The 15,015-nt window shown below is 61.6% G+C and carries 14 protein-coding genes; 8 read left to right on the forward strand and 6 right to left on the reverse strand.

Translation table 11 applies throughout. The annotated features are described in order from the left end of the window. Positions 1-59 precede the first annotated feature (59 nt). From AC2CGI_RS10970 to AC2CGI_RS10980, 3 genes are all read left to right on the forward strand, one after another. Complete coding sequence (locus AC2CGI_RS10970) at positions 60-614, forward strand: S-type pyocin domain-containing protein (RefSeq protein ID WP_015377597.1); 555 nt, start codon at positions 60-62, stop codon at positions 612-614. Beyond that, on the forward strand, positions 611-883 hold the full coding sequence (locus AC2CGI_RS10975) for a hypothetical protein (RefSeq protein ID WP_015377598.1): 273 nt from the start codon (positions 611-613) through the stop codon (positions 881-883). Before AC2CGI_RS10970 ends, AC2CGI_RS10975 begins: the two co-directional genes overlap by 4 nt. Positions 884-1,146: 263 nt before the next feature. Then, on the forward strand, positions 1,147-2,235 hold the full coding sequence (locus AC2CGI_RS10980; protein WP_076740312.1) for a malate/lactate/ureidoglycolate dehydrogenase: 1,089 nt from the start codon (positions 1,147-1,149) through the stop codon (positions 2,233-2,235). 41 nt (positions 2,236-2,276) lie between these two features. Here AC2CGI_RS10980 and AC2CGI_RS10985 read toward each other — a convergent pair whose 3' ends face one another. The 3 genes from AC2CGI_RS10985 to phoP all read right to left on the reverse strand — a co-directional run bounded on the left by AC2CGI_RS10985 (position 2,277) and on the right by phoP (position 5,617). Further along, entirely contained in the window at positions 2,277-3,398 is a 1,122-nt protein-coding gene (locus tag AC2CGI_RS10985; RefSeq protein ID WP_076740311.1) for a ribosomal protein uL16 3-hydroxylase, read from the reverse strand. 84 nt (positions 3,399-3,482) lie between these two features. Further along, on the reverse strand, positions 3,483-4,940 hold the full coding sequence (gene phoQ / locus AC2CGI_RS10990) for a two-component system sensor histidine kinase PhoQ (protein ID WP_004941164.1): 1,458 nt from the start codon (positions 4,938-4,940) through the stop codon (positions 3,483-3,485). A 5-nt stretch (positions 4,941-4,945) separates the two neighbouring features. After that, positions 4,946-5,617 (reverse strand): two-component system response regulator PhoP, encoded by a 672-nt coding sequence (gene phoP / locus AC2CGI_RS10995; protein WP_004941169.1) that lies wholly within the window; start codon positions 5,615-5,617, stop codon positions 4,946-4,948. Between the two features lie 379 nt (positions 5,618-5,996). Here phoP and AC2CGI_RS11000 point away from each other — a divergent pair, with 379 nt between their 5' ends. Next, positions 5,997-7,016 carry an ADP-ribosylglycohydrolase family protein gene (locus AC2CGI_RS11000; RefSeq protein WP_076740310.1) on the forward strand — a complete coding sequence of 340 codons (1,020 nt, stop codon included), beginning with the start codon at positions 5,997-5,999 and terminating at the stop codon, positions 7,014-7,016. Positions 7,017-7,020: 4 nt separating this feature from the next. Here the strand turns inward: AC2CGI_RS11000 and AC2CGI_RS11005 are convergent, their stop codons facing one another. After that, positions 7,021-7,785, reverse strand: a complete 765-nt coding sequence (locus tag AC2CGI_RS11005; protein WP_021505543.1) for a GntR family transcriptional regulator — start codon at positions 7,783-7,785, stop codon at positions 7,021-7,023. Between the two features lie 139 nt (positions 7,786-7,924). On the opposite strand from AC2CGI_RS11005, the gene pdxR reads away from it, so the two are divergent. The 3 genes from pdxR to AC2CGI_RS11020 all read left to right on the forward strand — a co-directional run bounded on the left by pdxR (position 7,925) and on the right by AC2CGI_RS11020 (position 10,728). Then, the gene (pdxR, locus tag AC2CGI_RS11010) at positions 7,925-9,439 is read left to right on the forward strand and encodes a MocR-like pyridoxine biosynthesis transcription factor PdxR (protein WP_021505542.1); all 1,515 of its coding nucleotides are present in this window, start codon (positions 7,925-7,927) and stop codon (positions 9,437-9,439) included. 116 nt (positions 9,440-9,555) lie between these two features. Next, complete coding sequence (locus AC2CGI_RS11015; RefSeq protein WP_015377605.1) at positions 9,556-10,008, forward strand: GNAT family N-acetyltransferase; 453 nt, start codon at positions 9,556-9,558, stop codon at positions 10,006-10,008. A gap of 15 nt (positions 10,009-10,023) precedes the next feature. Then, on the forward strand, positions 10,024-10,728 hold the full coding sequence (locus tag AC2CGI_RS11020) for a GNAT family N-acetyltransferase (protein WP_015377606.1): 705 nt from the start codon (positions 10,024-10,026) through the stop codon (positions 10,726-10,728). 51 nt (positions 10,729-10,779) lie between these two features. On the opposite strand, the gene purB is transcribed toward AC2CGI_RS11020, so the two are convergent. Then, positions 10,780-12,150, reverse strand: coding sequence for an adenylosuccinate lyase (gene purB / locus AC2CGI_RS11025; RefSeq protein ID WP_004941193.1), 1,371 nt, complete (start codon positions 12,148-12,150; stop codon positions 10,780-10,782). A gap of 22 nt (positions 12,151-12,172) precedes the next feature. Continuing rightward, positions 12,173-12,799 carry a high frequency lysogenization protein HflD gene (gene hflD / locus AC2CGI_RS11030; RefSeq protein WP_004941196.1) on the reverse strand — a complete coding sequence of 209 codons (627 nt, stop codon included), beginning with the start codon at positions 12,797-12,799 and terminating at the stop codon, positions 12,173-12,175. A 331-nt stretch (positions 12,800-13,130) separates the two neighbouring features. On the opposite strand from hflD, the gene kup reads away from it, so the two are divergent. Beyond that, complete coding sequence (kup, locus tag AC2CGI_RS11035; RefSeq protein WP_076740309.1) at positions 13,131-14,999, forward strand: low affinity potassium transporter Kup; 1,869 nt, start codon at positions 13,131-13,133, stop codon at positions 14,997-14,999. The last annotated feature ends 16 nt before the right edge of the window (positions 15,000-15,015 follow it).

The raw sequence follows: 15,015 nt of genomic DNA on the forward strand, positions 1-15,015 counted from the left end.
TTTAATGCCGGTTGCTCGGTTGCCCAGCAAGGTCCAGCATCAGGCTGGCGGACAGTATCGTGGTCACCACCTTCCCGGCGGATGTGGTGCAGGATCTGCAAGACTTTATCCTGTGGCAGCCGGATGCGACGGAGTTTGGTGTAGAGGCCATCTATGTGATGGTGAACAAGCCCTATGGTGAAACCAACGCCAGGGGCAAATACAGCGGTCGTGAATACAACACCAATAAAGCTGGGGGCCCCATCCAGAATCTGGATTGGAAAGGGGCCAGCATCGACCGTGCCGGCGTGGATAAGGTGAAGCTGCATACTGGGCGTTTTACAGAGTCAGACGCTAACAAAGTGATGATCGGCCGCCTGGAAAAAATCTTGAAGGGAGAACTGCCTCCCACCGATACTGACAGGCGATTTTATACACATGAGATCAGGGAATTGGAGCGTTATCGCAATTTGGGTATTAGAGATGGATCGGTGCCAGATAATCAAGGGGAAGTGTGGAATAATACGCATACTGCGACGTTGGAAGATTATCAATTAGGCAACAGCGAGGCTTTGCTCTATACGCAGGAGGCTTTAGACGCTGCTGAACAACAAGAGTTGAGGATGCTAAAATGATTGATTTAGAACGCTTGGCAAAAGAAGAAAAAATTTCTGACGTCATTGCCTTTTTGGTGAGAAATGAGGATGGGTTTGGTTATCCCCAAATGGATCGATTCTTTAGTCGCCATAATTTTACAGTAATTGGGAATGGTGAATTCAGACGGGTGTTCGAACAGTTACGTCAGAATGGCGTTATTGAATGGGGTGACAAAATGCTTGTTAAAAAAGGCCCCAATTGGAAAGAGCCGAAATTTGTAACCGAGAAAAAATACGGTATCGAATAGCCATAGTTATGGTCTGATTAGTGCATCTTTAACCCCCAGCAAACGAAATTTTGTTGGGGGTTTTCTTTTTTGGCTGGTGGGGGCGCCATAACCTGAGCCTTGTGCCGGGTGGCTAAAGTAGCGGCGCCCGCTCTTTTCGTCGCCTGGGCTAACGTGCGGATACCATAGTTAAAACGGGACGCTTGCGATTATCATAATCGCTTGCCGCAACAAGGCGTTGCTCATAGTGTTGAAGCCTATTCCCCACGCATAAGGACCGCATGATGAGCACCGAATATCGCATCGCCAGCCCGCATTTGGCGCAGTTCGTTCAGGCGATTTGGCGCCAGGCCGGCAGCACGGCGCGTGAAGCCGAGCTGGTGGCCGAGCATCTGGTGCAGGCCAATCTGGCCGGGCACGACTCGCACGGCGTCGGCATGATCCCCAGCTACATGGCGTCGTTGGCGCAGGGGCAATTGCAGCTCAATCAGCATGCCGAGGTGGTGCGCGACGCCGGCGCGGTGCTGACGCTCGACGGCGCGCGCGGCTTCGGCCAGGTGGTGGCCAGCGAAGCGATGGCGCTGGGCATTGAACGCGCCGGCAAGCTGGGCCTGGCGGCGCTGGCGCTGCACAACGCGCACCATATCGGCCGCATCGGCCATTGGGCGGAGCAGTGCGCCCGCGCCGGTTTTATCTCGATTCACTTCGTCAACGTGGTGGGCGATCCGATGGTGGCGCCGTTCGGCGGCAGCGATCGCCGCTTCGGCACCAATCCGTTCTGCGCCATTTTCCCGCGGCCGGGCCGCACGCCGCTGCTGTTGGATTTCGCCACCAGCGGCATCGCCTTCGGCAAGACTCGGGTGGCCTATAACAAAGGCTTGTCGGTGGCGGCGGGCTATCTGATCGACGAACACGGGCAACCCACCACCGAACCGAAGGTGATGCATGAAGCGCCGTTCGGGTCATTGTTGCCGTTCGGTTTGCACAAAGGCTATGCGCTGGCGGCGATGTGCGAGATCCTCGGCGGCGCGCTCTCCGGCGGCCGCACCACCCACGACGCCACGCTGAAAGCCGACAGCGACGCCATCTTCAACTGCATGACGACCCTGATCCTCGATCCTCAGGCCTTCGACGCCCCGCAAATGCAGGCCGAGGCCGAAGCGTTCATCGGCTGGGTGAAGGCGTCGCCGCCGAGCGGCGAACAGCCGATCGCGGTGCCGGGAGAATGGGAAGAGGCCAACCGCGCGGCGCGGCTGGAGCAGGGCATACCGATAGACGCCAATACCTGGCGGCAGATTTGCGCGGCGGCGGAGCAGGCGGGCATGGCGAATGAAGCGCTGGCCGGTTTTCGCGCGCAGGCGCGGCAAGCATAAAAAAAGCCACCCGATAGGGTGGCTTGTTCGCGTACTCGTAATCAGTCGTTAAAGTACCAATAGCCGCTGTTGACCAGCGCGGTCAGCAGCGCCAGGAACGACGGATCGTCCACCGCGTCGCCGAGCAAAGTGGCATCGACGCTGAAGTGCTGGCACAGGGCGTCTGCGGCCTGCAGCTGGTCGGTGTCGATCAGCTCGCCGTTGACGAAGCAGCGATCGCCGACGCGCAGCACGCGCAACCCGCCCAGGCGCTGCAGCGCTTCACCCTGTTGCAGCAGTTCGTAGATTTCCCCGGCCTGATACGGCGGCTCCGGCGGCGCCAGATCCAGCTCGTGGCGCGACTGGGAGATAAACTCGCCGAACCAGTGCTGGAAGTGTTCCGGCTGTTGCACCAGATCCAGCATCATCTGCCGTAAGGCGTCCACTTCCTGCGGCAGGATCTCCGCCGGGTGTTCGCGCAGTTTAACGTCCGGATCGCCGTAGCGTTTGCTGCCGAGTTCGCGCGCCAGCACGTAATCGGCGAAGCCGCTCACCAGCTCACGGCCGTTCGGCGCGCGGAAGCCCACCGAGTAGTTGAGCGCGTTTTCCAGCGCGTAGCCTTCATGCGGGAAGCCCGGCGGAATATAGAGAATGTCGCCCGGCTCCATCTCTTCGTCGATGATGGCGTCGAACGGTTCGACCTGCAGCAGATCCGGGTGCGGGCAGTGCTGTTTCAGCGGCGTTTTTTCCCCGACGCGCCAGCGGCGGCGGCCGGTGCCCTGAATGATGAACACGTCGTACTGATCGAGGTGCGGGCCGACGCCGCCGCCCGGCACCGAGAAGGAGATCATCAGGTCATCCATCCGCCAGTCCGGCAGTTGGCGGAACGGGCGCATCAGCGCGGCGGAAGGCTCATGCCAGTGGTCCACCGCCTGCACCAGCAGCGACCAGTTGTTTTCGCTCAGGTGGTCGAAGCTCTCGAAGGGGCCGTGCGCAACCTGCCAACGGCCGTCCTGGTGGCTGACCAGGCGGCTGTCCACTTCGTTTTCCATCGCCAGCCCGGCCAGCTCATCCGGGGAGATCGGATCGATAAAGTTTTTGAAGCCGCGCTTCAGAATCACCGGACGCTTTTGCCAATAACGTTGCAAAAAATCGTTCCAGTCCAGATCTAATTGATAATCCATGTTCTATTCCAGGATAGGGGAGTGAGCCTGAGTGCGATTATAACGGAAGTTTGGCCCCGTGGATCGGGGCCGCAGCGGCATAATTTACTCGTTGTGGTGGGTGTCGTGCTGGCGGGCGAAGGTGACCTGCATGCGCGCGCCGCCGAGCGGGCTGTCGCTGATGACGATTTCGCCGTCGTATTGCTCGATGATCTCCGCCGCCACCGACAGGCCAAGGCCCTGGCCGGGGCGCAGGGTATCCACCCGCTGGCCGCGCTGGAAAATCAGCTGGCGCTTGCTTTCCGGGATGCCCGGGCCGTCGTCGTCGATAACGATGGTGAGGTTTTTCTCGGAGTGCAGCGAGGTGATTTCCACGAACTCGAGGCAGTATTTGCAGGCGTTTTCCAACACGTTGCCCATCACTTCCATAAAGTCGTTCTTCTCGCCCATAAAGGTCACTTCCGGCGAGATGTCCAGCGTGATCACCACCCCTTTGCGCTGGTAAACCTTGTTCAGCGCCACCACCAGGCTGTCGAGCAGCGCCGGCACCGAGTGGATCTCGCGCGTCAACACCGTCTGGCCGGAGTTGATGCTGGCCCGGTGCAGGTAGTAACCGATCTGCTGCGAGATGCGCCCGATCTGATCCAGCATGATCGGCTCGGCTTCTTCGATGGTGGTTTGCTTGCCGCTGCGCAGCGAGCGCAGGGTGCTTTGCAGCACCGCCAGCGGCGTTTTCAGGCTGTGGGTCAGATCCGACAGGGTGGTGCGATATTTGGTGTAGCGCTGGCGCTCGTTGCGCACCAGAATGTTCAGATTGCGCACCAGCCCGCGCAGCTCGCTGGGTGGGTTTTCGTCGAGCTGATCGCGCTCGCCGTTCTCCAGCTCGCCCACCTGATTGACCAGCGCCTTGATCGGCCGCAGGCTCCAGTAGGCCGCCAGCCACAGCAGCGGCACCACCAGCAGCAGGTTGGCCAACAGCACGTAGCTGAACCACTCCCACACCACGTCGGAGCGCTGCAGCTCCTGCGGAATGCTGTCGACCACCACGATGGTCAGCGCCGGCAGGCGAGGCGTGGCGGCATAGGTGTTGACCGCCACCGAGTGGGTCAGCGCGTTCTGATCGGTATCGTCGTAATTCTTCAGCTGATCCTGCGCTTTGGGGTTGTCCCCCAGCACTTCGCTACTGACGCGGGTGTCGGTGTCGATTTCGTAGAAGCCGGACTCCTCCAGCCATTCCTTGTTGATCAGCTTCTCGAGCTCCGGCACCTTGCGCTGGCTCCACAGCAGGTTGCCTTTATCGTCGTAGATAAATACCAGCGTCGGGAAGTTGAGATCGAGATCGGGGGGAATGGCGATGGTGAGCTTGTTGTCTTTCCACTGCGCCAGGCTGAAGAACAGGTTGCTCTCGCCGCGCAGCAGACGGAAGGCGGTTTTGTCGAAGCTGACGATATAGCCGACGACCGCCACCAAACCGTAAGAGAGCGACAGCGCCAGGATCACCCCGGCGGTCGCCATCAGGAAGCGGGCACGCAGCGAAAACGGTTTTTTATTCTTGTTGAACATCATGTTCACTTCGCGTCAAAACGATAGCCCTGGCCACGTACCGTGGTGATCACTTCATGCGGGTATTCCGCCTGCACTTTCTTGCGCAAGCGGCCCATCAGCACGTCGATGGTGTGGCTTTCACGCAGTTCGGCGTCCGGGTAGAGCTGCAGCATCAACGAATCCTTGCTCACCACCTTGCCGGCGTTGCGGATCAGGGTCTCGATGATGGTGTATTCAAAGGCGGTCAGCTTGATCTGTTGATCGTTGACGCTCAGTTCGCGGCGCGACAGATCGATCTGGAACGGCGGCAGCACGATCACTTGCGAAGCCAGGCCGCTGTTGCGGCGCATCAGCGCCTGCATGCGGGCGATCACTTCTTCCAGGTGGAACGGCTTGGTGACATAGTCGTCGGCGCCGGCTTCCAGCACCGCCACTTTGTCCTGCCAGCTTTCGCGGGCGGTCAGCACCAGGATCGGCAGCTTGGTCTGATGGGCGCGCCAGCGGCGGATCAGGCTCAGGCCGTCTTCACCCGGCAGGCCGAGATCGACGATGGCGATATCCGGCGCGTGTTCCTGCAGGAAATAATCGGCTTCCTTGGCGTCTTCGGCCGCGTCGACCTGATGGCCCATCTCGCGCATCTGAACGGAAAGGTGGTGACGCAGCAAACCATTATCTTCAACAACCAGTACTCGCATGGCGAACTCCTGTGACTATGCGGGTGAACGTCCTGTCACCCACGCGATAAAAGGGAACACGCTCTGCGGCGTGTCAGGGAATAACGCGGCCACCTGAACCATTTTGACAAAAAGTGCTGAGGCTATGGTAGGTATAACCCGCCCGGCTCGCAAGAGAGCCGAAGCAATGTATTAAAATAAGCGTTATCAATTTGTTCGCCGACATTATCGACAAGCTCTGATAAACGTCGGATAAACAGCGGCGAGGCAACATTAAACGCAACTTAAACGCCCCAGGCATTGCCCGCGAAAGGGAAGTGTAAGCCGGGGCGCTTGATAAGCTTTAAAGGTACTAATAAGGTATTATTGAGGCAACGGTACATTTTCTCAGGAGCGACGGATGAAGCAGTTAACCCAGGCAGAACGCATAGCGGGCGCACTTTACGGACAGATGCTGGGCGACGCGCTCGGCATGCCTTCCGAGCTGTGGCCGCGCGAGCGGGTTAAGCGCCATTTCGGCTGGATAGACGGCTTTCTCGATGGGCCGGCGGAGAACACCGCCGCCTGTTACTTCAAGGCCGGGCAATATACCGACGATACCGCGATGGCGTTAGCGCTGGCCGATGCGCTGCGGGAAGCGGAAGGCGAGGTGGTGCCGGAACTGATCGCCCGCAACGTGATCCGCTGGGTGGACAGTTTTGACGCCTTCAACAAGAACATTCTCGGCCCCAGTTCCAAACTGGCGTTGAGCGAGCAGAAGGCGGGCACGCCGATCGCCGAGTTGGAAAACAACGGCATCACCAATGGCGCGGCGATGCGCATTTCGCCTTTGGGCTGCGTGCTGCCGTCCGCGCCGCTGGAGGATTTCTGCCAGCAGGTGTGGCTGGCCTCCAGCCCGACGCACAAATCCGACATCGCCGTCGCCGGTGCGGTGGCGATCGCCTGGGCCGTCGCGCGAGCGGTGGAGGGCGCGGACTGGGTCTCGATTCGTCTGGCGCTGCCGGGCGTGGCGGAGTATGCCCAGCGCCGGCAGGAGACGACGTTCAGCCCCTCGCTGGCGGCGCGCATCGAGTTGGCGTTTCAGGTGGTGGATGAGGCCGCCGATCCCGAGCAGACCTCTGAGCGGATATATCAACTGATCGGCGCCGGGGTGAGCACCATCGAGTCGGTGCCGGCGGCGCTGGCGATGGTGCAGCTGGCGCAAACCGATCCTACCCGTTGCGCGGTGCTGTGCGCCAACCTGGGCGGCGATACTGACACCATCGGCGCGATGGCCACCGCTGTCTGCGGTGCGCTGCACGGTGCAGAAGCGATCGAACCCGGATTGCTGGCGGAGTTAAAACGGGTGAATCCGCTGGACGTTGAGGCGTATGCCCAGGCGTTCGTGCGTTTTCGCCGCCGCCGACAGGGCGAGGCGTAACGGATCAGCTTTCGCTGGTAAACTCGTACATGTCGCTGCGGCAGAAGCTTTCGCTGTATTCGACAGGCTTCTTGCGGTGGTCGAACAACGTCTGGCGCACGATCAGCAGCGGCATCGGTTCTGATAGCTGCAGCGCCTGGCGGATATCGTCGTCGGCCATCGCCGCGCTGACCTGGCTGCGCAGCGAGCCCATCTCCACATTATTGCGCCGGAAGTAATCGTAGAGCGAGATGCCAATCTCGTCGATGTTGGCAATCGCCGCCGCCACCACGTAGGACACCGCCACCGACATCGGCCGCCGATCGATAAAGTGAATGCGCTTGAGTTGGTAGATCGGCGCTCCAACCGCCAGCTGGAGCCTTTCCGCCAGTGCGGCGCTGGCCGGCACCCGCTCGCGGCTGATCCATTGCGTGTCCGGCTGACGCCCCTGTTGCGCCGCCTCGCGCGAGAACCCTTTGATGTCCGCTAAGGAATAGCGCAGCTTCGGCGCGGGCCGTTGCGGCTGGATGAAGGTGCCGTAGCCGCGTGAACGGCCGATGATGCCGTCTTGCTCAAGGCAGGCCAGCGCTTTGCGCACCGTGATGCGCGAGATGCCGAGCCGTTCGGTGAACAGGCGCTCGCTGGGCAGGAAATCCCCCGCGCTCAGCAATCCTTGCTCGATAGCCTGGCGCACCGAGGCGTTAAAGCGCAGATACAGCGGCATCGCGCCCGCGCTGGCCAGATCCTGCAGCAGTTTTTCCAGCAGACGCTGGTTGATCTCCTTGCTCATAGCTGACGGAAGTCCTGTAGCCGCAATGCGATGGCTTATTTAAGGGGATTTCGCCGGGCAGCGCAACCGCCGCCGCCGCTGGGAGAAAATGAGGTAGAGTAGTGTGCAATCGCCCCAGGCTCGGAGAAACAGACTGCCCATGAGTGACACCCCACGACACGCGGACGACGCGGCAATCCTGGCAGCCTTCACCCAGCAGCGTCAGCAGGGGCTGACCCGACGTTCGGCGCTGCACCAGGCCCTGTTGCGGCTCATCACCGCCGGGGAACTGCCGTGGCGGGCGAAGCTGCCGCCGAGCCGCGCGTTGGCGGCCCGGCTGGCGGTGGCGCGTGACACGGTGGAACAGACCTACGCGCGGCTGGAGGCGGAGGGGTTCATCAGCCGAACGGTGGGGCGCGGCAGCTTTGTGCGTTATCGCTGCGATACGCTGCTCGGCCGTGAACTGCTGGCGACGCAGGCAGGCCAGGAGGCGCGGCTGGCGGAACGCGAGTTAAGCGATCGCGGCCGGGCGTTGCTGGCGGTCAGCCATACGCCGCACACCAGCCGCCAGGCCTCGTTGACGCCCTCGCTGGCGGATCTGCGGGCGTTTCCCATCGATTCATGGCTGCAGTGGGAAAAGCAGGCGCTGCGGCGGCACGGCGAGCGGCTGTTGGGGTATGCCGATCCGCAGGGCTTGCCGGAGCTGCGTGCGGAGATCGCGCACTATTTGCAGCGGGAGCGGGGCGTCAAGGCGACGGCGGAGCAGGTGATCGTGGTCACCAGCTCTCAGCAGGCGCTGGCGCTGTGCACGCAGGTGCTGTTCGATCCCGGCGATGCGGTATTCGTCGAAGAGCCGGGTTACCAGGGGGCGAAAAAGCTGGTGCAGTCGGCGGGGCTGCAGGCGCGGCCGATCGGCATTGATGAGCAGGGGCTGGACGTCGGGCAGCTGATGCAGGCTGCGGGCGGCGGGCGGGGCGTTTACATCACGCCGTCCCATCACTACCCGCTGGGGTACTCGCTGAGCCTCGAGCGGCGTCTGGCGCTGTTGCAGTGGGCCCAGCGTCGGCGGGCCTGGATCATCGAAGACGATTATGACGCCGAGTTCAACTACGATCGACAAACCAAGGCGGCGCTGCAAGGGCTGGACAGCGGCGGGCGCACGCTGTACATCGGCACCTTCAGCAAGACGCTGTTTCCGGGGCTGCGCATCGGCTTCATGATTGCGCCGCCGCAGCTGGTGCGGCCATTGGTCGCCGCCAGGCAGTTTCAGGACGGCTACACCTCGGCGCTGGCGCAGATGACGCTGTTCCACTGCCTGCACGAGGGCGGCTACGCCGAGCATCTGCGCAATATGCGCACGCTTTACAAGGCGCGGCTGGATGTGCTGTACGACGCGGTGCAACGCCATCTCGCGCCCTGGACGCGCCCGGCGCTGCCGCAGGGCGGGCTGCAGCTGGTTTGCCCGTTGGCGGATGCGGCGACGGAGCGGCGGCTGGTGGCGGCGGCGGCGGAACGGGGCATCCGGCTGTACGGCCTGGCGGACTTCTACACCGGCGCGCCGCAGCGCGGGGCGCTGGTGCTCGGTTTCTCGGCCTATACGCCGGACGAGATCGTGCGTTTTATCGCCACGCTGGCGCAGGTGTTCAACGCGCTGCCGCGGGAAAACGGCGGTTAAAATTGGTCTGCCCGGCGTTTTGAATTGGTCCGTATTACGCCGTCGCTGCGCGGTGTATTCTGCCGCTATTCGGTTATTTCCCTAATGGAAATAATATCTTAACCCCGTGAGGCGCTATGAACCCATCAAATCGTGAAGTGACCATCCGCAGAATCAATGGCGACGACAGAGCGCAATGGCTGGCGTTGTGGCAGGGCTATCTCGACTTTTACCGCGCCGAGGTGGCGCCGCAGGTGACCGATCGCACCTTCGAACGCTTGGGGCAGGATGAACAGGTGTACGGGCTGGTGGCGGAGGATGCCGACGGCCGGCTGCTGGGGCTGATGAACCTGGTATTCCATCCGTCCACCTGGAGCGCGGTGGGCTATTGTTATATCGAAGATCTCTATGTGTCGCCGCAGGCGCGCGGCCATAAAGTGTCGGAAAAACTGTTCGAACAGGCGTATCGGCTGGCGGAGGCGCGCGGCAGCGATCGGGTCTATTGGATGACCCAGGAGTACAACGCGCCGGCGCGTTCGCTGTACGACAAAATCGGCAGAAGAAGCTCGTTTATCGTGTATACCCGTTAACCGCAGGAGGCGCGTATGGCAATGAATCGTTATGGTCAGCCGATTGGCGAACCGATGCCGGATTGGCAGCCGGCTCGCCGCCCGGGCGGCGTGACGCTCGGCGGGCGTTTCTGTTCACTGGCGCCGCTCGATCCGCAGCGGGATTACGCCGCGCTGTATGACGCTTTCCAGCTGGCGCCGGACGGCCGCGACTGGACCTATCTGTCTATCGAACGGCCCGACACGCCGGCGGCGATGTTACAGCACCTGGAGACGCTGCAGGCCAACCCGACGCTGGTCAATCTGACGGTGTTCGACGCCGCCAGCGACGCGCCGGTGGGGACGGTGGCGCTGATGCGCATCGACGAGGCCAACGGCGTGCTGGAGATCGGCCACGTCAGCTGGTCGCCGTTGATGAAACAGCGCTCCAGCGCCACCGAAGCCATTGCGCTGCTGCTGCGTTATGCCTTCGACACGCTGGGCTATCGCCGCTGCGAGTGGAAGTGCGACAGCCATAACGCGCCATCGCGCCAGGCCGCGCTGCGCTTCGGCTTCCGTTACGAGGGCAACTTCCGCTTTGCGGTGATCGTCAAGGGGCGCAGCCGGGATACCGACTGGTTCGCCATCACCATTGACCGTTGGCCGGCGGTGCGGCAGGCGTTGGCGCGTTGGCTGAGTGCGGACAACTTCGATGCGCAGGGGCGGCAGATAGCCCGGCTGCAGGTGTTGCGCGGCGAATAATAAGCAAAAAGGCGGCCCGTGGGCCGCCTTGTCGTTGTGGGTCTAACGCGCTTACTTCAGCTCGTCGACCATGGTGGTGGCGCGGCCGATATAGTTGGCCGGGGTCATCGCCTTCAGACGGGTTTTCTCTTCTTCCGGCAGCGCCAGGCCATCGATGAACGCCTGCATGCCGGCGGCGTCCACGCGCTTGCCGCGGGTCAGCTCTTTCAATTTCTCGTAAGGCTTTTCGATGCCGTAGCGGCGCATCACGGTCTGGATCGGCTCGGCCAGCACTTCCCAGTTGTGATCCAGTTCGTCCAGCAGGTGCGCCTGGTTGACTTCCAGCTTGCTGATGCCCTTCAGGGTGGCCTGATAGGCGATCAGCGCGTAACCCAGGCCCACGCCCAGGTTACGCAGCACGGTGGAGTCGGTCAGGTCGCGCTGCCAGCGGGAAACCGGCAGTTTGCCCGCCAGGTGGCCCAGCACGGCGTTGGCCAGCCCCAAGTTGCCTTCGGAGTTTTCGAAGTCGATCGGGTTGACCTTGTGCGGCATGGTGGAAGAACCGATTTCGCCGGCGATGGTCTTCTGCTTGAAGTGGTTCAGGGCGATGTAGCCCCAGATGTCGCGGTCGAAGTCGATCAGAATGGTGTTGAAACGCGCTACGCAGTCGAACAGTTCGGCGATGTAGTCATGCGGTTCGATCTGGGTGGTGTACGGGTTCCAGGTGATGCCGAGCGAGGTGACGAACGCTTCGCTGAACTGATGCCAGTCCACTTCCGGGTAGGCGACGATGTGGGCGTTGTAGTTGCCGACCGCACCGTTGATTTTACCCATGATCTCCACGCGCTCCAGTTGGCGGTACTGGCGCTCCATGCGGTAAGCCACGTTGGCGAACTCTTTGCCGACGGTCGACGGGGTCGCCGGCTGGCCGTGGGTGCGCGACAGCAGCGGGATATCGCGGTATTCCTGCGCCAGCCCTTTCAGCGCGTCGATGATCTTGCGCCAGTAAGGCAGCACCACGTCCTGACGGGCGCTTTGCAGCATCAGCGCGTGCGACAGGTTGTTGATGTCTTCGGAGGTGCAGGCGAAGTGGATGAACTCGGACACCGCGTGCAGCGCAGGCACCGCCGCCACTTTTTCCTTCAGGAAATACTCGACCGCTTTCACGTCGTGGTTGGTGGTGCGCTCGATGGTTTTGATGCGCTGTGCGTCTTCTTCATTGAATTCCGCGACGATTTTGTCGAGGAAAGCGTTTGCGTCGGCGTCAAAAGCGGGAACTTCCTTGATTTCTGCGCAGGCGGCCAGTTTTTGCAGCCAACGTACTTCAACCTGTACGCGGAATTTCAGCAGACCGTATTCGCTGAAAATGGGGCGCAGTGCGCTGACTTTATCACCGTAGCGTCCATCAACGGGGGAAACGGCGGTCAGTGAGGATAATTCCATCGGTAGCAACTCCTGGGATCGATTAACAATGAGCAACGATATTTTGCGCCTGCTTGAACAGACGATTACGGGAAAACATTAACTGCAGGCGGCTGCCGCCGACCTGTTGCCACAGCACGGCGGCGCGAATGCCGGCCAGCAGCGTGGCGCGAACCTTGGCCTGCACCTGCGGGTTCTGCAGGATGGCCGGCGAACCGGTCACCTGGATGCGCGGCCCGAGCGGGCTGACCACGTCGACGTAAATGCCGGCCAGCGCGCTGATGATGGTGTCCGATTCAAGATCGAAGTGCGCCAGCTGGCGCTCGAGCTGGCCGAGGCGTTCGCCGAGCGTGTTCATCGCCTGTTTGTTGGCGTTGAGCTTGCGCTCCAGCACCATCAGGCTGATGGTGTAGCGGGTCAGTTCCGCGCCCGGCCCTTTGTTGTTGGCATTCAGCACGCCCATCAGGGTTTCGAGGCCGACCATCAAATTGCGTTCTTCGCCGCCGAACACCGCCAGCGTGGAGGGCGGATCCATTTGCAGCAGGCTTTTCAGCGAGGTCTGAAACGCTTCGCGGTTGCATTGCCCTTCATGGGCCAACTGCTGAACCAAACGCGCCGACTGGCTGATGCCCGCCATGGCCAGCGTGATGTCATAATAATTCTTCGCCACGATGACTCCTGTAAACGCGGTGAACGGTACATGGCTTACTGCATAAGGTTGTGTGTATCGCAGGGGTAACGGCGGCGGCCGCGAACGGTAACGATCGGGCGTGGCTGTAACAACGATGACAACGAATGCCGCGGATCATGCCACAAAATCGAGGGTAAACCCAGCGTCTAATACGTCTGCGGTGAGGCGGAGGCGCCGTGCGGCGCAGAACTGCGCAAATAGGCGACGAAAATCGCCGGCGCGGCGGCGCGAACTTATTGTTGCTGCGGCAAATAAAGTGCGGCGGCTGCATCTATACTGCCAACGTGAACCCTCAAATAAAGACCTTTATATGCACGTAAAAAACAAGCAGCCACTGCCGGCGGTGACGCTGGCGGCCATCGGCGTGGTGTACGGCGATATCGGCACCAGCCCGCTGTATACCCTGCGCGAATGCCTGACGGCGGAGGAGGGCATCACCCTGGCGCCGGCCTCGATTTACGGCTTTTTATCGCTGATTTTCTGGCTGCTGACGCTGGTGGTGTCGATTAAATACATTTGTTTCGTGATGCGCGCCGACAACGACGGCGAGGGAGGCATTCTGACGCTGATGTCGCTGGCGATCCGCAAGCTGGATGCGCGCTGGGTGCCGGCGGCGGTGCTGATCGGGCTGGTGGGCGGCAGCTTCTTTTACGGCGATGGGGTGATCACCCCGGCCATTTCGGTGCTCTCGGCCATCGAGGGGCTGCAGATTATCGCCCCCGAGCTGGACAGCTTTATCGTACCGCTGTCGCTGCTGGTGCTGACCGCATTGTTCGCGATCCAAAAACGCGGCACCGGCAGCGTCGGCAAACTGTTCGCCCCGGCGATGGTTATCTGGTTCCTGACGCTGGCGCTGCTGGGCCTCGGCGGCATTTTGCATCACCCCGGCGTGCTGCGGGCGCTGAACCCTTACTGGGCGGTGAATTTCTTCCTCGAATACAAGGCCGTGTCGTTCTTTGCGCTGGGCATGGTGGTGCTGTCGGTCACCGGCGCTGAAGCGCTGTACGCCGATATGGGCCACTTCGGTAAAAAACCGATCCGTCTGGCGTGGTTTACGCTGGTGGCGCCGGCGCTGGTGCTGAACTACTTCGGCCAGGGGGCGCTGCTGTTGGCCAACCCGGCGGCGATCAATAACCCGTTCTTCCTGCTGGCGCCGACCTGGGCGCTGATCCCGCTGCTGGTGATCGCTACGCTGGCGACGGTGATCGCCTCGCAGGCGGTGATCTCCGGCGTGTTCTCGCTGACGCGGCAGGCGGTGCGGCTGGGCTACCTGCCACCGATGCGTATTATCTATACCTCCGATCAGGAGTCCGGGCAGATCTACATTCCGGTGGTGAACTGGCTGCTGTTCGCGGCGGTGCTGATCGTGATCGTCAGCTTCAAACACTCCAGCAACCTGGCCTCGGCCTACGGCATCGTGGTAACCGGCACCATGCTGCTGTCGTCGATTCTGCTGAGCATCGTGGCGGTGAAAAACTGGGGCTGGCCGCGCTATCTGGGCGGGCTGATGCTGCTGGTCATGCTGTGCATCGACGTGCCGCTGTTCGGCGCCAACCTGATCAAGCTGGCGACCGGCGGCTGGCTGCCGGTGGCGCTCGGGCTAATCATTCTGCTGATCATGCTGACCTGGAAGACCGAGCGTTCACGCCTGATCCGCCGATTGCGCGACAATCAGGAAGGGCTGAGCGCGCTGATCGAGTCGCTGGAGAAGGCGCCGCCGAAGCGGGTGCCGGGCACCGCGGTGTTTATGGAGCGCACGCCGCATGCGGTGCCGCTGGTGCTGTTGCATAACCTGAAGCATAACAAGGTGCTGCACGAGCGCGTGGTATTGCTGACCATCGTCACCACCGACATGCCGTACGTGCACAACGTGCAGCGGGTGGCGATCGAACAGCTGTCGGCGAGTTTCTGGCGGGTGGTGGCGAGCTACGGCTGGCGCGAGACGCCCAACGTGACGGACATTCTTTACCGCTGCGGGCTGGAGGGGATGAGCTTCACCATGAACGAGACCTCGTTCTTCATGTCGCGCGATACGCTGGTGCTGGGCAAACGGCCCTGGTATCTGCGCGTGCGCGGCAAGGTGTTCCAGCTGTTGCAGCGCAACGCGCTGCGGGCGCCGGACCTGTTCGAAATCCCGCCGAACCGGGTGATCGAGCTGGGGGCGCAGGTGGAATTTTGAATAAAAAAACGCTGCG

It is taken from the genome of Serratia sp. LSHTC3, assembly GCF_057197125.1.